The 21165-nt window shown below is 40.3% G+C and carries 13 protein-coding genes and 4 tRNA genes; 6 read left to right on the forward strand and 11 right to left on the reverse strand.

Annotated elements, in window-relative coordinates; all coding sequences use genetic code 11:
* Nucleotides 1-202: 202 nt before the first annotated feature.
* Nucleotides 203-2512, reverse strand: a complete 2310-nt coding sequence (locus FPK91_RS19485; RefSeq protein ID WP_144213551.1) for a peptidase U32 family protein — start codon at nucleotides 2510-2512, stop codon at nucleotides 203-205.
* A 126-nt stretch (nucleotides 2513-2638) separates the two neighbouring features.
* Here FPK91_RS19485 and FPK91_RS19490 point away from each other — a divergent pair, with 126 nt between their 5' ends.
* Both FPK91_RS19490 and FPK91_RS19495 read left to right on the forward strand, forming a co-directional pair.
* The gene (locus tag FPK91_RS19490) at nucleotides 2639-3301 is read left to right on the forward strand and encodes a glutathione S-transferase (protein ID WP_144213553.1); all 663 of its coding nucleotides are present in this window, start codon (nucleotides 2639-2641) and stop codon (nucleotides 3299-3301) included.
* Nucleotides 3302-3328: 27 nt separating this feature from the next.
* Nucleotides 3329-3673 (forward strand): winged helix-turn-helix transcriptional regulator, encoded by a 345-nt coding sequence (locus FPK91_RS19495; protein ID WP_144213555.1) that lies wholly within the window; start codon nucleotides 3329-3331, stop codon nucleotides 3671-3673.
* A gap of 130 nt (nucleotides 3674-3803) precedes the next feature.
* Here FPK91_RS19495 and FPK91_RS19500 read toward each other — a convergent pair whose 3' ends face one another.
* Together FPK91_RS19500 and FPK91_RS19505 are read right to left on the reverse strand one after the other, a co-directional pair.
* Nucleotides 3804-5216, reverse strand: a complete 1413-nt coding sequence (locus FPK91_RS19500; protein ID WP_144213557.1) for an endonuclease/exonuclease/phosphatase family protein — start codon at nucleotides 5214-5216, stop codon at nucleotides 3804-3806.
* 299 nt (nucleotides 5217-5515) lie between these two features.
* Nucleotides 5516-8101 carry an acylase gene (locus FPK91_RS19505; protein ID WP_144213559.1) on the reverse strand — a complete coding sequence of 862 codons (2586 nt, stop codon included), beginning with the start codon at nucleotides 8099-8101 and terminating at the stop codon, nucleotides 5516-5518.
* Between the two features lie 603 nt (nucleotides 8102-8704).
* Here FPK91_RS19505 and FPK91_RS19510 point away from each other — a divergent pair.
* Together FPK91_RS19510 and FPK91_RS19515 are read left to right on the forward strand one after the other, a co-directional pair.
* Nucleotides 8705-10795, forward strand: a complete 2091-nt coding sequence (locus FPK91_RS19510; RefSeq protein WP_405127324.1) for a protein-disulfide reductase DsbD family protein — start codon at nucleotides 8705-8707, stop codon at nucleotides 10793-10795.
* Nucleotides 10796-10862: 67 nt separating this feature from the next.
* The gene (locus FPK91_RS19515) at nucleotides 10863-11381 is read left to right on the forward strand and encodes a protein disulfide oxidoreductase (RefSeq protein ID WP_227006630.1); all 519 of its coding nucleotides are present in this window, start codon (nucleotides 10863-10865) and stop codon (nucleotides 11379-11381) included.
* Nucleotides 11382-11526: 145 nt separating this feature from the next.
* Here the strand turns inward: FPK91_RS19515 and FPK91_RS19520 are convergent.
* From FPK91_RS19520 to FPK91_RS19535, 4 genes are all read right to left on the reverse strand, one after another.
* Nucleotides 11527-11602: transfer RNA gene (locus FPK91_RS19520), tRNA-Thr, on the reverse strand.
* A gap of 37 nt (nucleotides 11603-11639) precedes the next feature.
* Nucleotides 11640-11715 (reverse strand) — tRNA-Phe (locus tag FPK91_RS19525).
* Nucleotides 11716-11778: 63 nt separating this feature from the next.
* A tRNA-Thr gene (locus FPK91_RS19530) sits at nucleotides 11779-11854 on the reverse strand.
* Between the two features lie 37 nt (nucleotides 11855-11891).
* Nucleotides 11892-11967 (reverse strand) — tRNA-Phe (locus FPK91_RS19535).
* Nucleotides 11968-12395: 428 nt separating this feature from the next.
* Between FPK91_RS19535 and FPK91_RS19540 the strand changes: the two genes are divergently transcribed.
* Both FPK91_RS19540 and FPK91_RS19545 read left to right on the forward strand, forming a co-directional pair.
* Nucleotides 12396-12947 carry a cytochrome b gene (locus FPK91_RS19540; RefSeq protein ID WP_144213561.1) on the forward strand — a complete coding sequence of 184 codons (552 nt, stop codon included), beginning with the start codon at nucleotides 12396-12398 and terminating at the stop codon, nucleotides 12945-12947.
* A 126-nt stretch (nucleotides 12948-13073) separates the two neighbouring features.
* A complete protein-coding gene (locus FPK91_RS19545; RefSeq protein WP_144213563.1) occupies nucleotides 13074-13661 on the forward strand; it encodes a YceI family protein in 588 nt (195 codons plus the stop codon).
* 130 nt (nucleotides 13662-13791) lie between these two features.
* Here the strand turns inward: FPK91_RS19545 and FPK91_RS19550 are convergent, their stop codons facing one another.
* From FPK91_RS19550 to FPK91_RS19565, 4 genes are all read right to left on the reverse strand, one after another.
* The gene (locus FPK91_RS19550) at nucleotides 13792-14625 is read right to left on the reverse strand and encodes a sugar-binding protein (RefSeq protein WP_158638102.1); all 834 of its coding nucleotides are present in this window, start codon (nucleotides 14623-14625) and stop codon (nucleotides 13792-13794) included.
* 167 nt (nucleotides 14626-14792) lie between these two features.
* Nucleotides 14793-17273 carry a GH36-type glycosyl hydrolase domain-containing protein gene (locus FPK91_RS19555; RefSeq protein WP_227006631.1) on the reverse strand — a complete coding sequence of 827 codons (2481 nt, stop codon included), beginning with the start codon at nucleotides 17271-17273 and terminating at the stop codon, nucleotides 14793-14795.
* Nucleotides 17274-17289: 16 nt separating this feature from the next.
* Nucleotides 17290-18687 carry an MFS transporter gene (locus tag FPK91_RS19560; protein ID WP_144213567.1) on the reverse strand — a complete coding sequence of 466 codons (1398 nt, stop codon included), beginning with the start codon at nucleotides 18685-18687 and terminating at the stop codon, nucleotides 17290-17292.
* Nucleotides 18688-19228: 541 nt separating this feature from the next.
* Nucleotides 19229-21031, reverse strand: coding sequence for an aryl-sulfate sulfotransferase (locus tag FPK91_RS19565; protein WP_144213570.1), 1803 nt, complete (start codon nucleotides 21029-21031; stop codon nucleotides 19229-19231).
* Between the last annotated feature and the right edge of the window lie 134 nt (nucleotides 21032-21165).

The raw sequence follows: 21165 nt of genomic DNA on the forward strand, positions 1-21165 counted from the left end.
ATGACTCCTAGATTGAAATGGGTGAGGTAAGCGCGAGATTATAACTTTTCGGTATTGATAGTGCTAGCAGTAGAGGTAAAGCAATAAAGGTAAGAGGTAGGTAAAAGTAGCGAATTAGTCGATAAAAATAGATAAGTTGCTTTGTAAGGGTTAATGAAATGACTCGCTAGCGCTGAGAGCTCAGCACTAGCGAATATATAGATTACAAACCGTTAATGTATTGCTCAACAGTTGATTCTGGCACCATGGCTGCTAAGTCAGTTTTAACGGCTTTATTACCTTGTAATAACTGCTCAAACTGTTTTATCAACGCAACCTTGTCTGGTGACACTCTATCGCCAGCACCAATGTTGGTTAAATCAATCATAAAGCCATCAAACAAGTCTGCTAAATCATCAATGATATCCATATTCAAAAACTGGTCTTGGTTATAGATACTTGGGTAACCGGCTTTTTGCTTATCAATAGCAAAAGAGTCACCTTTCAAATTCGTAATGCTGGTGGACTTATCACAAGACAGCATACAGCCATTATCAATACGCGGTTTTTCACAGCCAACACTTTGCTGGAAGAAGCACTGTCTGCTAGCCATTAATAAAATGGGATGATAAATGCTGTAGAGCATTTTGAAGTTTTTAGGTCGTGCTATTTGCTTAATTTGTTGGCGGTTAATTTCATTTGAAATAAATGCGCCGCTACAATCAAAGCCTTCTTGTAGTGCCAATAAAACATAAGAGTTTGTGGTATTTAAGAATGGCCCAGCAATCCATTTTACGCCTAGCTTTTGAGCATGGTATGCAATACCCGTGTTATTGGTCACGATGAGTTCAGGCTTTACTTGCTGCAATATATTCAGTGCGGCATCGTAATCCTTACCAATCAGTACAGGCGGGAACCATGGGATTAAACGTGGATTTTGTTTGAAAAAATCAACGTATTGAGTACAACCACGCTTGTAAGCATCTGGTAACTTGAAATAGATATCCGCATCAGTTTCTTGTGCAAGCGCAATATCTGCTTCATCACTGATTAGAATAGATAACTTTGGCTGAACGTTTTGATCAGCCGTTTGAGAATCCACTTTAGGATGACGTTCAAGTTTTGGCAGTTCAACCGTAGGAATAACTTCAATCCCCTCATTTAAATAAGCTAATAGCGCATTTTTGAGAGTGGTGATTTCACGGTAAGGGATACTTAAATTATTACTTAAGTCGCTGCAATCTAAGCTTACAAGCTCATAATTGGCGTTATTAATATTTTTAAAACGCTTTTCAATGGCTTCTTGATCAACACTGAGCTTTTCACTTGGCAACATACTGCTGCTTGAGTAAAGCTCCATGGTTTCTTGTTCTGCCAAAGCAAGCTTACTACTGGCTTGTTGAGTCGTAACATTGAGGCTTAACGGCTTACCTTCTTCACTGGCAAAAGATAAAGTGAGCTTAATTTTTTCAATACTCAAATGGGCAATTTTATCGTCGACAGAGGCATTAATTTCTTGCTTGTCTAGTTGCAATTGTTGCTGTGCATCGTGAATTTGTACTACTGAAATAGACTCGCCTTTTTCAGCTTTCAGTTGATCCACTAAATGGTTTTTAGAGTTATCCCGTGGGTTATCAATAAACATTGATTGGTTTAAGTCACCACGTAAAAATGCGTTACTAAAGTCACGGTTAAAGACTTTATATAAGCGTTCGCCATCTTGGGTTAATTCGCCCGTTTCAATGTATCCATCAATCTGTTTACGGAAACTATCAATCACAGTGTGAACGTAACTTGCGCCTTTAATGCGTCCTTCAACTTTAAAAGAGTAAACGCCAGCTTCAATTAATGCAGGTAAGTCAAAAAAGGCTGAGTTGTCTTTAATGTTCAGCGGAAAGTTATTACCGGATTCAGTGGTTTCATACTCTTCACGACAGGCTTGGCTGCAACGACCACGGTTGCCTGAATTACCAGCACTGGCTGAAGTTGAGTAACATAAGCCTGAGAATGCGACGCATAATGAACCATGAACGAATACTTCTAGTAAAGTGTCATGTTCGCGAGCGACTTCTGCAAGAGAGGTTATTTCACGTAAATTAAGCTCACGAGATAAATTGACTCGAGTTGCGCCTAAGTGCCTTAAAAAGGGGATTTGCCCGGCATTGTGGGTGGTTAGCTGCGTAGAAGCATGAATATCTAAGGTCGGAAAATGCTTTCTTAGTACGTACAGTAAGCCGATATCTTGAACGATAACACCGTCTAAAGTGGTATTAACCAGTTTATTCAGCAACTTCATTAATGTCTTAAACTCTTGTTCAAGAATAACGATGTTAAGGGTTAAGAAAATTTTGCAGTCATACTGATGAGCAAGTCGAATAATGCCAACCAATTGATCAAAAGACATATTAGCGGCGCGATTACGAGCGTTAAAGGTATCTAAGCCGCAATAAACAGCATCTGCACCTGCAATAATAGCGGCTTTAATTGCCTCGACATCACCGCCTGGCGCTAATAATTCAATCTTAGATTTCATGGTTCTGGACTTGCTCCGTTAAATTTAATGCAGGGATGTTACCCGTATATTTTACTCGTGAATATGGTTAAAGTAGATAATTAATTAGTGACCCTGCATGTAATGAGTTGGAAAAAGCGCATAACGATGAATGAAATCATAGATTTACCTGTACTCTATTCTTTAAGAAACTGTCCTTTTGCCATGCGTGCAAGAATTGCTATTTATAAGTCACAACAGCCTATTTTACTGCGAGATCTGGTTTTGAGCGATAAACCCGCTGAAATGTTAACGGCTTCGCCGAAGGGAACAGTACCGGTAATCGTGACACTTGAAGGTCAAGTTATTGAAGAAAGCTATGAAGTGATGTTGTGGGCATTAAGCCGCAGTGATCCAGATGATTTATTGTTTGCTGCTGATGAAGAGACATTTAAGAATATACTGGCATTAATCTATCGGTTCGACAGTGAGTTCAAGTCGTGTCTTGAAAATTACAAATGCGCAAAACGATACAGCGAATCAAATATCACAGAGTGTCGTCAAGCTTGTGAGGCCTACGTGCAACAACTCGAGCAATTGTTGTCTCAGCATGAATTTTTGTTTGCGGATCGTGAGAGTTTAGCTGATATTGCATTACTACCGTTTATTAGACAATTTGCGCGCGTAGAGCGTCAATGGTATTTGCAAGCGCCATATCCCAATGTACGAGTATGGTTGAATCGTTACCTGCAAAGTAAAATGTTCAGTAAGGTGATGACCAAGCATCCTTTGTGGCTTGAAAATCGTGAAACAGTGATATTCCCTAATTAAAAATAGATATCGATGTTGGATAGAGTGATGAAAACAAAACAACCGTTATTTACCAAGAAATCAGCTCCTGAAAGATCGGCCAGAATGGTTGAAGCGATATATGGGTGTAAGTGGTCACTGACTATCTACCAACTATTGGCACACGGTATAAATCGTCCTGGCGCGATGGTGAGTAATGTTGAAGGGTTAACGACTAAGGTGCTCAACGAATGTCTGAAGCGTAATATTGAATTTGGTATATTAGAGCGCATTACCTTTAATGAGATACCGCCTAAAGTTGAATATCACGTCACTGAATTTGGTAAAAAATTCTTGCGGATATTGGATGAGTTAGAGAAGCTGCAATTCGAAATAGATTCAGACTATTTGTAATGAATAGAGGCAATAAATAGAAACTATTAATAGGTATAAATTAAGCATATATAAGCTATTGATAAAGAATAAAAAGCCCGCATTTGCGGGCTTTTTGATTAATAAGCTTGTATTAGATTAAGTCAGCTTATTAAAGTTCTACGTTAACCCATACTAAACGGTGATCTGAAGAAACAGACTTTCCGCCGCCGCCCCAAGAACCCACACGATCATCGTTCATCATTAAACGACCATCTTCGAATGTTGCTGGCCAGAATACGCCCGAGTCGGTGATATTCAGGTCATGTGAAGGGATCACATGATCTAAACGTAAACCAGATGTGCTAGTGACAACATCTGGGTAAGTTGTGCCCCAGTTCTCTGCTCGGCATTCACCTGTAGCAAGACATTCTGGACCACCTAAGCTAGACGGCGCATAAACACCATGGGTCGCTAGTTGATTAACTTGGTCGTTATACATTAGGTCTTTGATGGTATCTAAATAGCCGTCACCACTTTCTGGGTCAGCATTTAAATCACCTAAAATCACAAATGATGAGTCAGCTTTAATGCCACCTTTAATACCTGCATCATCATAAATATATGAACCATTGCCAGAAATATAGTCATCCCAGAATTTGATTTCTGCACGGTTTAGTAACTTGTTGTTTTCAGTTATGGTGTCAAAAATTGGCGGAGTTGGGTGAGATAATAATAAGTGCACAACCTTGTCGCCATTCGCAGTAGGAATGATGATCGGCGCATCTACATGGTTTTTAGATGAAAGTGGTTTTTCAGCCCAAGCTTCAGCGCTGTACCATTCATCACCACAAGTCATTCCTTCAGGAATAGGATTGTTTTCATCTTCACAATTATTGATTACTGGATTTGCTTCACCTGGCATATCTTTCCATTTGAAATCTTGGAAAGTACGGATGTTAGCTGTATCAATTGGGTATTGAGATAATAAACCAAAGGCATATTGACCATGGTAGAAACCAAAGCCCCAAGCATCACCTGGTAGTGCAATCGTACCGTTACGATCTAAGTCGAATTCACTTAAAAGACCAGTGTTAGTAGCGAAGTTTTCAGTATAACCAAATTGAATCGGTTCAAGTAATTCCACTTCGTCAGAGGTCGAACCTAAAGCATTTTGCGGTACTGAGAGATAGTTTAAACGAAAGCCTTGAATCGCTTCGTTATCTTCACCAGTGCCATCGTTGTTGAACTCAGCCATTAATAAAACAGCGGGACGTTCTGTTTGAATGATTGCTGCGACGTTACGGATTTGAATGATTTTCTCTGCTACCGCTTTTTCATCGTCAGTAAGCGTTCCTGAGAACCACTTTTCCATTAATGCATCTTGATCGGCCGCTGTAATTCTCATTTCTTCAACAAGTGCAGCGTAGCTGCTGCGGTCGAATGATAAATTATAAGTACCAATTTTTACATTAGTCGTTTCTGGTGTTGGTTCTTCTGGGTAGTAATTATTAGTTTCGTCGTTACAACCCGTAAGCAAAGCTACGCTGACTGCAATAGCAGCTGCTGTTTTTAACACTTTCATTTTAAAACCCCATTATTATTAATATATGCCTCCTTTAACTGGAAGCTAATAAAGATTTTATACAGCTCTAAGGCCGTGTTTCAATCTTTAACGGTGAGTGTAAAGCGGGTGTTAACGCATTCGTTCTTGCTTTGCTTTGATGTTTGTTTTTAGTGGTTATTGGTTGCTTTATTGTTGATTTGCTGGGTATTTATTGCGGAATGCTTAATTAAGTGGGCGCTAAAGTTTAACAGCTTGTAATATTTTCAACCTTAATAAAAAGCCCGCTATTAACGGGCTTATGTTGTTATGTATGAGAGCTATTCGCCTTTTTGCATACTAATTTCAAGCGTTGATTCAACTGCTGCTGAAATAGCATCTTCAGTAAACAATAATGGACGGAATTGTTTTTCTGTTGAGTACAATATGCTTTGATCTGCAAAAGAAGGGCTCAGTATGTTGCTCGATTCTGAGTAAGTTAAAATGCCTTTTGCGACAGGGCCATCATCAGTAAAGCTGACTGCCATCATCCAGCTAGAACCATAACGGATTTGATAACCTTCAGCGGTTAAGCCTGAAGACATATTCTGACCCGTCACAGCATCCATTATTGGCGCATATTTATGCTGCGGAATTAAGGTGTCATCGCCCGATAAACTAGTTGAAAAGACATTAAATCCACCTTCAGCATTATGACTACCAGGCCAAGGAAGCTTAGTACCTGATGCGCTGCCGTCAGGTAATGACTTTTCGACAAACTGCACCATTCCCATAGGGGTATCGACACTAAATCCTGCAGCTTCAACGTTAAGAGCAGCATGCGCTAACGCAACTAATGCACTCCCATCGGTGACTAACGTATGTGGCGTTTTAGCGGCCATTGATGCATCAAACGGCACAGTTAGCATAGTATTTTGATCAAATAAATGAGCAAACTCACGAATTAACGCGCCGCCAACACTGTCATTGTCTTGCTGACCATTCCATGCTTTTAACGTACTACATGCAGCACTGATATCTTTCGATAAGCTTGCATTCACCATTACTGGAGTATCGCCTTGTGCTTCACATTGAGCGATTAAGTCACTAAAGATAAGCTCGTTTAGGTAAATACGATTAGATAATGCCGCAGCCTCTAACTCGTCGATAGAGAACTTACCATCATCACCAGCAGCATCTTCCATCATGGTCAGAGCCATTCGAGTACGCAGTGATTGCTGACCACGCTCGGCGCCATACATAGGCGAGTAGCCTTCAAGTGGCGCTGCTAAGTTGGTTGACCAAAATGAGTTATTTGAGTTTTGCACAAAGTCACTACGTTCAAGCTTGGGTGCACGGTCATAAGGGGTCGGACCATCAAAATGAAACAGTGAGGTATTGCCCGGTAAAATAGTGAAACCTGCTTGTGCTTTGGCGGCAATGATTGCAGGATTGGTTTTTAATTGAACCACTGCAAAATCGGTTAAGCCAGGTACCGTAGAATCATCAATATAAAAGGCGTTACCTTCTTTATCTGCATACATCGTATTGTTAAAGATAACCCCATCATAGTTTTTAAAAGCTTGTTGGAATTCATCTTTATTTGAGGCTTGATTCATCGCGAACCAATGATCGACAGGATCTTTGGTTGCCATATTGGCATCTTGAATCATAAAGGCTTGGCCATCATCCCAACCAAACGGAGCTAAGGCGGCAGGCGCTTCAACCATAGGGCCTTTAATGGTGGTATAAATATCTTTCTCGGCGATTAACATGCCAGCGGGGCCGCCATTAACCAAAATCTGTACAGTTTCTTTGGTGATGGGTAATGGCTTTCCATCATACATATACTGCATACGATCGCCGCTGACCATTTCAAGATTGTACATAATGAAGTGTTCTGCCGTTGAGAAGGTATGTGTCCAAGCAAGGTCTTTATTAAAACCAATGTTAATCAGCCCAGGCATGCCCACGAGTGAGCCACCCATGACATCTAAATGGCCAGGAATAGTCACATGAGACTGCCAAAAACGTAAGTTACCCGTATGGGGGAAATGCGGGTTACCCAGCAACATCCCTTTACCGTTTTCAGTTTTATCTTTACCTAAACCCCAACCATTAGACCCTAAGTTACGTGGGTTGGTTTCGGGTGTAGTAATGGTATTAGCTCTGGCAAGCAGCTTGGTATTTACATCTTGAATAAAAGCGGTTTGCGCCATTGAAGGTGCAGGGCCAACTATGCGTGGTAGATACTCTTCACCGTCACCTGGATTTGCGTAGAAAATAAGGTCGAGGAAGTTAGCTGCGCCGGGTAACAATGCGATAGAGAAAAGGTAATTGGCGATATCCACGCCTTCAATGGGTTTAACCCAAGGTTGGCCAGCACAAAAAGGTTCTGAAGTTTGCTCACCCGCTTCTACATCGGCTAAATACTGGTTATAACCCGCACTGAATCCATCCATTAATGCCCGTGAGTTATAGCTGAATTGTGGATATTGCTCTTCAGCCATTTGACGAATTTTTAATGCTTTATAAGCAAAGTCAGATACCAGATTGCCATTGTCTTCTGAGGTCGGTAAGCCTGTTGCAAAATCAATTGAGGCATGGGGGCCAAAATACATAGAGCGTTCAGAGTTTGCTTTTACAAAACCATCAGCCAGCACACATAAGTTATCTTGAGCTTGAGCATAGCCGCTGCCAAATCCTAAGCTTTCAAGATTATCAGCTGTAATATGCGGTACACCATAAGTGGTACGACGGATTTGGGCACTCAGTTTACCATCTGGGGCAAAGGCTTGAAGCGGGGGAGTGACTTCAGGTTCTGGAATGACTTCAGGCGTTTTTGAATAATCTGTATCGTTACCACAACCGGCTACAAAGACTGATGACGCAATGCCAAAAGCCAGCATGATCTTATTCATGTGCATTATTTTTATCAAAATAATTATCCTTATTATTGTTGTCTCATCAATTTACATTGATGAGTGAGTCTTGCTTTCCTTGCGCCTCAATTTAAGTGTTAACACAATTAATCTTGATAGCCACTATCACGATTAGAACTGGCATTAACCTTAAATACAACAAAGGCACTTATTTGATTAAAACAATCATTCAAACGTATGTCTACATTTAACCTGTTTCAGATTATGTCAATTTCTTCACATTGCACTTGTTACGAGGGATGAGTGGTTTGGTTGATGAATTTGAGGGGGAATGATGAAACATTTAAGAGGTTGACGTTTTGAACTTGCTTGTAGAAACAATTTTTGAATAAGTCAGCTAAATCAGTGAACTATTTTTGAAGAACTCCGGTCTTATGTTGCAATCCAAGCTGACGGTATAATCGGTATTTTTCTTATATACTGATTTATCAAACCAATTGAGCCTGTTATTTTTCCCGATAAGTTGCTTAGAATTGAGCCCGTTAAGTGACTCGGAAAAGAGCTCGTTAATTCGCTCGGTAAACCCGCCTAAAAGAGCGCTTAAAAGAGACTTAAATTTTACCCATTGTTATGTGTCAGGAGAATCTGTTGAAGGTTTTTAAATCATTTTTACAATCATTGATGGTATTGATTTCAATCAGTATCAGTTTATCTGCCACCGCTGCGACAACAGGGTGGTTAACTAATGAAAACCACCCACCGGTTAAAGTACGCTTTATGTTGACGGGTGAAGTTAACCCGCAAACTAATACCTTACCAGCCACGCTTGAAGTGCAGCTAGACGATGATTGGAAAACTTATTGGAGAACGCCTGGCGAAGGTGGAATCGCGCCAAAAATCAATTGGGAAGGCTCAACTAATCTAGCCGACGTGGATTGGCAATGGCCAATGCCAGAATCTTTTTCGTTATTAGGGCTGCAAACCATAGGCTATCAAGGAGAGGCAATATTCCCGTTATCATTGAAAGTCGATGATATTGACTCTAAAACACATCTAAGTGGTAAATTTACTCTGTCGTCGTGTACCACAATATGCGTATTGACCGATTATCAGTTTGACCTTGAATTTGTGCCAAGTGAATTACGTGCTGATACCGAGGCGATGTTTACTTTTAATAAAGCGATATCTTCAGTGCCGCAAAAGGTGACTGTAGATAAGGCAGATAATCTTGACGCTAACGCTGTCAGTATTGGTTTTGATACTGAACAAAAACTACTGCAAGTGACTTTAGCTGATACAAACTGGCAGCAAGCAACGGTCATTATTGACGGTGCACCTGACAGTACTTTTAAGATATCCACTATTAATGTTGCTGATAAAGGTGATGGCCAAAAAGAGCTCGTGGTTATTTTTGATGTCACAAGTTGGTTGGGCGAGCCAGATATTCTCAACAAACCCTTAAATGTCACCATTGGTGATGCTAATCGCGCACTTGAGTATTCAGCGGATGTCACCCCAACATTTGTTGAAAAAAATGCCAGTTCACTCATTACTATGATGCTGTTTGCCTTACTCGGCGGGCTTATTTTAAATGTCATGCCGTGTGTGCTACCAGTATTAGGCATGAAGCTCAGTAGTGTTATTGCAGCACCAGATTTACAGAAAAAGCAAATTAGACAACAGTTTATAGCCTCTGCAATGGGCATCATTGTGTCGTTTTGGTTATTAGCTGCATTTATTCTCACGCTTAAGTTTACTGGCCAAGCTATTGGTTGGGGCGTGCAATTTCAAAATCCGTGGTTTATCGGCTTTATGGTGCTGGTCACCTCGATTTTTGCCCTAAATATGTTAGGCGCATTTGAAATAAATCTACCATCCAGCTTTCAAACAAAACTGGCTACGACGGGTGGGAATGATCATCGAGGTCACTTTTTACAAGGCATGTTTGCCACTTTGCTTGCAACGCCATGCAGTGCCCCCTTCTTAGGCACGGCTGTAGCATTTGCACTGGGCGCTGATGTGGTGAGCTTATTGGTGATATTTACCTTCCTTGCATTAGGGATGGCATTACCTTGGTTGCTGGTGGCTGCATTTCCTCAAATTGCCAGTTACTTCCCTAAACCAGGCCGTTGGATGAATACCGTTAAAGTGGTGTTCTCAGTGCTGTTATTACTGACAAGTTTGTGGTTAATCAGCTTGTTATCAAGCTTTGTTGCTGTATTGCCATTATGGATTGCCGCAATTGTGTTAGTCATCATTTTCTTTGTGTTAATGGCTAAGCATTATGGTATTTCAGCGGTTATCGCTAGCTTCAGTGTCAGCCTGATATTGGCGGCCATTGGCGCATTTTCGACTTCTGATGACTGGTCACAACCTTTACCGACGGATTTAGCGTGGACACCACTTGATCAACAGCTCATAGCTGCAAAAGTCGCAGAGGGGAAAACGGTGTTTGTGGATGTGACCGCTGATTGGTGCATAACCTGTAAAGCCAATAAAGTTGGCGTGGTGCTACAAGACCCAGTTTACAGTGCCTTAAAACAAGATCATATGTTCTTGATCGAAGGAGACTGGACAACACCGTCAAAGCCCATTACTGGTTATTTACAAAGTCATAATCGGTTCGGGGTGCCATTTAATGTGGTTTACGGACCTAATGCGCCACAAGGTATTAAATTACCTGTGATTCTAACCAGTGAGCAAGTGTTGGCAGCTATTGATAGAGCATCAGGCACTTAAGTTAACTAAGAATAAGTCAGTGAATTGAATAGCGCGACAATGGGCTATTCAATTAGAGAGTCGAAATATGGATAAAGTAAAAGTGTCATGGTTTAAAAAAGTGATGGGCTGGTTAAAACAGGTCATGTTGTTCATGGCGTTTGCTATCGTAATAACCGGACTTGTCGATGTTTGGCGTGGCAAGGATATCGAAAGGGATAACCTACCGGACATGAAAGCGTTAAGCTTGAATAACGAAATGGTTGATGTGCTAGCTATGAGCCAAAATGACGCTGTACTCGTTTACTTTTGGGGCTCATGGTGTCCGGTGTGCAATTTTGTTAGCCCAGTTGTCGATACGATGTCTGCCTATTATCCAACGGTTACCGTTGCGATGAATTCAGGTACTGATGAGCAAATGAAGCAATACTTGCAGCACAAAGACTATTCGTTTGACACGATTAACGATAGTGAAGGTCTTCTTGCTCAAAATTGGTCTATTCGAGTGACGCCAACCATTATGGTGTTTAAAGAAGGAGAGCTTAAATTCTATACCACAGGTTTTACCAGTTTGCCTGGTATATGGTGGCGAATGTTATTTGCATAAATAGAGTATTCAATAATACAAAATTGCCGAGTAAACCCCAGGCAATTTACTTTATTCAGTGTCTCGTCCTAAAAGTCTAAACAGATATCAGGACGAGGAATACAGACACAAAAAAGCCACTCATTGAGTGGCTTTTTTGTTTGTATGGTGCCGGCACCAAGAGTCGAACTCGGGACCTACTGATTACAAGTCAGTTGCTCTACCAACTGAGCTATGCCGGCTGATCTTGCTTAATAGTTAACACTATTAATGTAAATATGGTGCCCGAACCCGGAATCGAACCAGGGACACGAGGATTTTCAATCCTCTGCTCTACCGACTGAGCTATTCGGGCGACTAACTATCGTTAGTTTGTTACTGACAAAAAAACCACTCACTGAGTGGTTTGTCTGTTATATGGTGCCGGCACCAAGAGTCGAACTCGGGACCTACTGATTACAAGTCAGTTGCTCTACCAACTGAGCTATGCCGGCTTATCTTGCTTAATAGTAAATACTATTAATATAAATATGGTGCCCGAACCCGGAATCGAACCAGGGACACGAGGATTTTCAATCCTCTGCTCTACCGACTGAGCTATTCGGGCGACTAACTAAGTGTTAGTTTACTACTTCAAACTAGGTGCTAACTCGGTAGCTAGTGCCTGTCTCGTTTGGAGTGCGCACATAGTATAGCGATGGTTATAATCGTGCAAGTGCTTTTTTAAATGATTTTAATTGTTCGGCTAGTAAATGGTCTAAATGAGCATTTTTTAGCTTAACTAATGCCTATTTATGTCTGCTTTTCATTGGAACTGCTATTTTTGTTGGTTCGATGGCTTTGAAAATGGTCTGTGGGACTGGATTTATGTCAGGTTTTAGTTATTTTTGAGCTTATAGATAGATCTTCAAGCTGATTCTAATACTGAACCAGGTAATGGTTCTATTTAATCGAATGGTTTTAGCTATTTTTAGCGATATTCTTTTGTTTTTTAATGACTATGATGGTTTGCATAGAATGTGAAAAGGAAATTTGATGTTAGTAGACACAAACAAAGGCTATGGTTTAGTCAGTATTAGCCTTCACTGGCTAAGCGCATTAACCATTATCGGTTTATTTGGGTTAGGTTTTTGGATGGTTGACCTCACTTATTACAGCAGTTGGTATAAAACTGCACCAGACATACATAAAAGCATCGGCATTTTATTATTGATGCTCACTTTATTTAGGTTAGCTTGGCGTTTGTTAACGACCAAACCGGAAGCTGAATCTAGCCATAAAGCGTGGGAGCAAACCGCTGCGAAATGGGCTCATCGTATTCTATATCTACTAATGATAGGAATAATGGTGACAGGATTTCTTATCTCAACGGCAGATGGACGAGGTATTTTGGTGTTTGATTGGTTCGAAGTGCCTTCACTAGGCAGCTTTATTGAGAATCAGGAGGATGTTGCCGGCTTAGTCCACCAATACGCAGCTTATACATTAATAGCATTGGTGGTCATTCATGCCGCGGGTGCTATTAAGCATCAATTGATTGATAAAGATGGCACCTTAAAAAGAATGCTAAAACCAGTAAAAAAATAATGATACCAATTTAACGATTACTTGCGAATGAGTTGCAGTTTTTAGGGGTGATACTTGCGAAACTGGCATAAAAAAGTGAGTAGGGACATATTAACGATAGTAAGTTTATCCATAAGGGACTAACCAATGAAAAAGCAATTATTAGCTACAGTATTATCTTCAGTCATCGGCGGTGCAATGCTGTTACCGCTAGCGGCAAACGCTGCAGATTATACAATTGATACCCAAGGTGCTCATGCATCGATTCAATTTAAAGTAAATCATCTAGGCTATAGCTTTGTAGCAGGACGTTTTAATGACTTTAGTGGTGAGTTTAACTACGATGCTGCCAAAATTGCCGACACCAATATTAATGTAAAAATCAACACCACCAGTGTGGATTCAAATCACGCTGAACGTGATAAGCATCTTCGTGGTAGTGACTTTTTAAATACATCTAAATTCCCAGAAGCCCAATACACATCTACTAGTGTTGAAGATAAAGGTGACGGGAAAATTTTGGTCAATGGTAACTTCACGTTAAATGGCGTGACTAAACCCGTTGTGATTGAAGCCGAGTTTATTGGTGAAGGTAAAGATCCATGGGGTGGTTACCGAGCAGGCTTTAGTGGCTCTGCAGAGTTCGCTATGAAAGACTTTGGTATCAAAATGGACTTAGGTCCAGCATCGGCAAATGTGAGCTTAGATCTGGTGATTGAAGGTATTAAGCGATAAAAATCTATTTGTTAGCGCAATCGTAAACTCTGAAACTAGAAACACCGTGGATAATGTTGATTATTCACGGCGTTTTTTTAGTTAGTATTTTTACGTGAATGTTAGTCTAGTCGCTAAATAGAGGGGGATATCACTTTGGCGCTTTTAAAATAATACTACCAAATACATCTGCATGTTTATAGCCACGATTCATATCACCATCAAGTGGTTTGATAGGATGTGAGCCGATAAAGTTTTCTCTGGTTTTAGCACCATCATTATCGCAATAAGCCAACATGAAGCCCATTTTCTTATTGGTTTGTAATGTTACTGGAGCTACTTGTTTTTCATCAAAAGCACTTAAACTGTCATCGTAGCTATCAGGGAATATATTAATGGCCATTTCCCAATACATCTTTTTAGGGTTAATAGGATCTCTAGACCACACCGTGGTGATGTGTTCATTAAAGGTGGCGGCTTTTTTCTGAGTTGTAAAATCAGCGACTTGTCGGTCCAATGCCACATGATATGCAAAAGCATTATGACTATATTGATGATTGCCACCTGATGCATCTTCGTCTAAAAAAACTTCAACGGTATCGTCATCCCAATAAAGCACGGTCGGATCAGCTGTTTGGTCAAATAGCACATCATCAATGATTTCTGTGAGTAGATATAACTTATTCTCACGCCACAATAATTTATATTGACCACTAAAATCATCGGCAGTGACATCATCGCCAATAATCATTTGATCAATGGGGTGCCATTTAGCTTGCTGCCAATCTAGCTCGTCTGGCATACCATCAAGGGTAATAGCTTGGTTTGCATAGTTCACTTCTATAGGGTTATGAACATGTTCAGTGAACTCATTAGCTGTTTGAACAGCTGTCTTATTTATCACTTCATCTGTTGCAGAAAACGCAACTGTAGCCATAAACGTAAAACTTAATGCCATTACGCTAGGAATTATTAGCCCTTTCATTGAAGTCGTAGCCTTCGCGGTTATGCTGTTATTAGTGCAGTCCATTGTCCAAAACACTCCTTGGGTTTGATGTCTTATCTGACGGTTTTAAGACTCATATCTATTAGGTTAATAAACATATTCACACGGTTTAGCTATGCTCGAAAGGGCAAATGTAACCACTATGACTAATTTTCAGGAAACAATACTATTACTTTATAGGTTTTAGGCACTTTATAGGTTGTAGACACTTGCTCAATATTCGTCTCTTGATACGTTTTATTTGGACTAATAGACATAATATGCTCACCAGCATTGTTTGCTTCTAATACTTCCCCATCAATTAAAACGTGCTGACAGTTCACATCTTTGCTTCTCTTGATTGAAATATCGAGCGTCGCGCCTCTGAACTGTCGGCTGACGTCTAGACTAGGCCATTGCTTAGGCAGTTGTGGTTGTATCTTTAAACCTTGTTTACAGCCTTTTAAACCGCAAAGTTGTTCAATAATAATGCGGTAGACCCAGGCCACTGTTCCCGTATTAAATAGCTGGCTCGATTTACCTGCTTCGTCAGGGTATTGGAAATATGCACCGCGATAATAATTAGGGATAAAGATGGGCAGTTGGCCACGAGTAAGTTCATTTTGAATATCCTCTGCAGCTATCATGGTTTGTAAAAGCTCGAATGCTTGCTCAGTTTCGCCCCGTTCAAATAAGGCATAAATATAAAATGCACCAGCATGATTATATACCGAGCCATTTTCCCCTGTACCGGGAAACTTTTGGGTAAGTCTGCCAACGTCTTCATGCATATGAGTATAAGCGGGTGCTAACATCATCATTCCATACGGGGTCTGCAGTTGTTGCTTAATTTGGGGTTGCATCAGCGACCATTTTTCATTATCAGTCGCCCCTGAAAGCATGGCAAAACTTTGTGGGTTGAGATAAATACGACCTTCAATATCAGAACTTACACCAAAACAATTACCTGCATCAGTAATGCCCCGAGCAAACCATTCTCCATCCCAACAATGCTCGATGACAGCATCGTTCAACTCAGCTGCAAGTTTGATGAATTTAACGGCGTTATTTGATGTACTAGAGGCTGCATGACAATCATTAGCCATTTGTTGACAAATTCCTGCCCACAACTTCATGGTGTAAGCACTTGCTAACGTCAGCCAACTTGATACGCCAATACCTTTATAACCCACCATATTCATCGGATCGCACCAATCGCCTTGGTTGATAAAGTTTAGACCTCGGTGATCACGTTGAGAATATAGAAACTCAAGCGCTAAATTGATGTGTTCCATAACAGAGAGTTTATCTTCACTATCTGAAAATCCGATAGATTGATTTAAAAACTCAAAGTCAGCAGTTTCATTTAAGTAAGCCTCAATACAAATCACTAACCAAACACAATGATCTGTGTGGGGAATTTGGTTAATATATTTAAGTTCAGACTCTGGGTGCAATAAAATACCATCAGGCATTTCCCCATTATGATGCTGTTGTGCTAACGCTGTTTCGAAAGCTATTTTTGCCTTGTTAGGGTTGATATAAATCATCCCCATGGCATCTTGCAGATAGTTTCTTGTCTGCGGATCAGTACTTAATCGATTAACATCCCCATGATAAAACACCTGTCTTGGTAGCCAATGATTGATGAAGTTATCAAGTTTAGGGTTTGAAGATGACAGGCTTAAACAGCCATTTTCTCGATTAAGGTAATGTTTGTAATCATTTTGAACTTCAGTAAATTGCAGAGAGTGGGCTAAATAACGATTTTTTAATTCATTGGCTTCTTGCGTATCTTTTACTGGTGCAAAAACAAACTTAAATTCTGCAGCTTGGTTAGCGTTATGGGTCACTTCGCCATTGGGTTCAAGTTGACGGTTAAACTGCATAATTGCAGCAGGTGTTTGATAATGTGCAGGCTTATTTTCTAAGCGGTTATTACTGATCCCCGTGGGATTGTGTAACCCGCCTTCGCCTTCAAAAACACTTTGCCTTGTTTCATAGCTATCTGGCGCAACGTCACTTAAAAATACCGTAGTATCTTTAAAGTCTTGTTGAACAAAATACTGATCAACTTTTTGGTATGGGGTGATTGAATGGCACAAGATGGCATTAAGTGTACTTTCAAACTTTGCCGATTGATTCATCCAAGACATATAGCCCACAGGAAAGTAGCTATAGACGCTAATGTCTCGCTTCGTTTGAAGTAGGTTCTCAACTGACAGTTGCCAAAGTTCAGCGGTGTCTTCTGTCGCCAAGGTTAAGCTTAACTTACAACGTAAGTTGAGGTGTTCAACTTCCCAACTGACTTGATGTTGGCTAGCGATGAACTCAAAAGTTGAGGGCACTTGTTTAACTGGTTCATAGGGCAGTGAGAAAAGCTCATCTGTGAGGTTATCCTTTATATAAAAGAACCGTCCTGGATGATGGCTAAAATAGGCATGTTCAGGCTGCATAAAGGTTTTGGCTTCTAACGCTGGGCCATGGGCATATTTTGCCGGCTCGGGCTGCATAAATTGCGCTGTTGCAAAACCACGACAATTCATTTGAATCATCATGTTTTTATTCCATAAAAAACCACATGCTTTTGGCATATTCGTTGGAGTATGCAAGCTAACGTTGCCATTTTTATGATTGTAAGTAATCACTATTTTAATTCCTGAATTACTGGTTTTCTGACTGAGATTTATAAAGAGATTGGTTTATCTCACGCATCTTTTGCTCATCTAAGCTGTAATGCTTAACAACCCAGACAGCTAATATTGCAAACACCGCAGGGATGACGGTATTAAGTAATAGAATTCCCATTAATGAGTCTGGTGACTGTTGCTGATTTGCCACATAACCCATCGATGAAAGTATCCAACCGATCATCGCGCCAGCAAAAGCGCCGCCTAATTTCTGTGAAAATGCCGCTGCAGAGAAAATCATTGCGGTTGCTCTTCGACCATTTTTGTACTGTGAATAATCCGCAGTATCGGCATACATCGAAAATACTAAGGGGGATTTAGGGCCTAAACAAAACCCAATTAATGCCTGCATGACAAACATCAATGTGAGGTTATTTGCTGGTATAAAATAAAAACCAGCAGAAAGCATGGCAACAAGGGTCATTAAGGTGATAAGTAAAGTGCGTTTATCAAAATATCGACTGAGTAGTGGGGTAGATGCTGCTCCTATTGCAAGTGAGATCATATATACCGCAGTAAACGTACCGATGAGATCTTCGCGGTTTACGTAGTATTTAAAGTAAAATGTTCCCGTACTAGCTCGAAGCGTAATCGTGAACATGATGATTAATGCTAAAGAGAACAGAATTAACCAAGGTTTGTTGTTGGTTAAATCGATGATGTCTTGTTTGATTGATGTTTTTTGATTCGCTGGTGGCGCTATTCGTTCTTTAGTGGCAAAAAAAGTAAGGCAAAACAGCACTGCAGAAATAAGTCCATAACAGGCCATGGTGAGTTGCCAACCTAATGCTTCATTGCCTGCGCCAAGGTATGTGACTAATTCAGGCGTCATATAAGCAACTAAAGTGCCGCCAGAAAAAGCACCAATAAACCTGAAACTGGTTAAGGTGGTTCTTTCTTGGCTATCACTGGTAACAACACCGAGTAATGCACCATAAGGGACATTAATAAAGGTGTAAGCCAGCATCATGAAAATATAGGTACCGTAAGCCCAAATCAATTTACCATCATCGCCTAAATCTGGCACCGTGAAGGTGAGTACACCTGCTGCTGCAATGGGAATAATGCCTAAGATGAGATAGGGGCGAAATTTACCAAAACGAGTTTTAGTTCTATCTGCGAGAGCGCCCATTAACGGATCGGATACAGCATCAATAATTCGAGTTACTAGCATCATGGTGCCGACAGCAGCAGCAGAGATACCAAATACATCGGTATAGAATATAAATAAGAATACATCGAATACACGCCAGTAGAAGTTAGATGCCACATCCCCAAGGGCATAACCGACTTTTTCTTTTAACGTGAGTTTCTGTGCGGTTGTTGCTGCTGTTACTTGAGTTGTAAGTTGCGCTGATTTTTCCTTAATCATTATCTCTACCTTGATTGCTGTAATTTAATTTTTGGTATTTTTACAACTTAACTATCTGCTTACTTCTCTATGCGCTCATTATCTATGTGCTTATTACCGATGAGCTTATAAACGTTTCTAATTATCGAATGTGGTGCTTTGATGATGAAGCTAATGTCACCATTAATTCTATTCGTGCTTACAAAGACTATTTATATAAGCTCCACAAATAGCTCTTATGTAAGCACTCATTCCAATAGCCATGTAAGCGCTTACATTGTTACTTGAATGTAAACGATTAGTCGTTTTTTGACCAGTGTTAATTTAGGTGTTTTTTCTAAAGTATCGATTTATTTGGATATTATTTTGAGGAGAGGCGTTGATAGAAGAGAGTGGTAACCATTGAAAAACAATTGCTAAACCAATTAGCTTATGGATATAACACCTTAGCCCAAATCTACATGAAAGGGCTAAGGTGGCTTACAGCATTTATATAAGTGCTTTTTATCAGTGCTTGTATAAAAACTTGTATCAGTTCTTGTATCAGTACTTTTAATACGCGCTATTTGAGCATTTCGTTCAAGCGTATTACTTGGGCGCGGTAACCTGTAGCAAACATATCATGGCTGTTAATATTGATCCTTACAGCGGGTTTTGTTTCACCATAGCGGTGTTCTACTAAAATAGATTTAACCTTCCCAGTGGTATCATCCATTTTTAAATTACCGTAACCACCACCTAAACCGAAAAGACCAGCAGAGGCAAAATAACTCATCACACTGTCTTTATCTTGCTGATATTTAACAATAGATGTGACTGGTGAGTAGCCTTCATAACCTAACTCCTCTTTGCCGTATTGCCATACTTGTTTCACCGTTTTGTTGGCTTCATCTATTTTGTATTCAACAGCGCGAGAATACTTTTCATTAGCAAACATTGGCTGACCAAGGTGTCTACCATCACCATTATCAAATACGGTAAGTGTACCTTTTTCTGGCACGAGATAAGCAGTATGTGAAGTGTAAGAAAAGTCAAAATCACTGTTCCAACAGCGGCCTTTTTCATTACAATTTAAGTTGTTGCCTGCGTTGTCCACTGGGGTTAAGAGTTTGTCTTGAAACTTTTCACTCCAACCTTTAGCTGGGCCTAAAATCCATTTAACTTGTTTATCACGACCAATTTTAATAACAGCGGATTGATGACGAGAACTAATAATGATGCTGTCATCTTTTGGGTCGTAGTCGATTGAATTGACATGAATCCAATTACGTCCTGTTTCAACGCCATGGATATCACCGTATGGTGCATTTTGTAAATCTTCTAACGTGGTCTGATGACCCGCTTGATCTACATTAATATTGAGGCAAACTGCGCCAGCATCAAGTGACAGTAAAGCGGCATCACGCAAAGGATCTAGTATATTATTAAGATCCCAGTAATCGACTAGCTTACCAGTATCATCGACTTCAATGATTTGGTCTCTAATGGTATTCACTAGTTTTCCATCTGCTCGTCGATAGTCTTTTGCCGCGGCGCGGATAAATACATTGCCATTAGCGCCTTCAATACCTTCATGGGAAGCATCGATGAAATTACCTGGCAGGCTATGTTCAGAAATCATTCTTCCCATGAGTGACATTTTTTTCCAACCTTGGCCTTGTACCCACACCATATTGCCGTCTTTGGTGACGTTCATGCCCATGGCATAGCCTGCGTTATCAAAGCTTTTTGAATCATGGGTGGTATAAGGGTTGAGATACCAACGTATGTCTCCCGCCGTATCTATGATGAAAAACCCCGGTTTACCGTCCCATGAAAATGCCCCTGGAGCCTCTATATTGTTGTGGGCTAATTGGCCTGTTTTTCCATCTGGATTAGTCCAGTTAACAAAATATAATCGGTCTTTGAAATCAGCATCCACATGTTCAACTTCTACAATAGGCGCTTTAGCCCACTGACTTTCTGAAAAGCCCATATCAATGTCTGGGGTTAACATTTTATAGTCGTGGCTTTGCTGTTTACCGTCTTCAGTCCATTTTACGGTAAAGGTATTCATGAACGCTGGGTAAAGCCCAAAGATAGGCACGCCACCTTCATTCATCACTCTCATATCATCGACTTGATAATTGATGCTGACACCGTTTTCATCATTTGCGTGAACGGTCACATCTACATTAGAAATGGTATGTCCATTTAAGGTTACTAGCGCAGTAAGTGGCGCATTCTCATATGGGTTGTGAATGATATAACCTAAGGGCGCATCAGCGACGGGTTGAGGTTTCATCCCCATAGGATCTGCTGTAACCACAGTGCTCGAAAGCAATAATGAGATGGCGAAAGTTGAATAAATAAGTGGCTTAAGCATAATTACACTCAATGATAAAATATGCTTGAATTATACGAGTTGAAAAAAGATAAAAAAATAAGCTAACTAGCAGAAATATAGATATATTTTGTTTTTGATTTATAGCTCACGAATTACAGATTTAGCTGAAGTTA

This window comes from Shewanella donghaensis (assembly GCF_007567505.1).
Classification (GTDB): Bacteria; Pseudomonadota; Gammaproteobacteria; order Enterobacterales; family Shewanellaceae; genus Shewanella; species Shewanella donghaensis.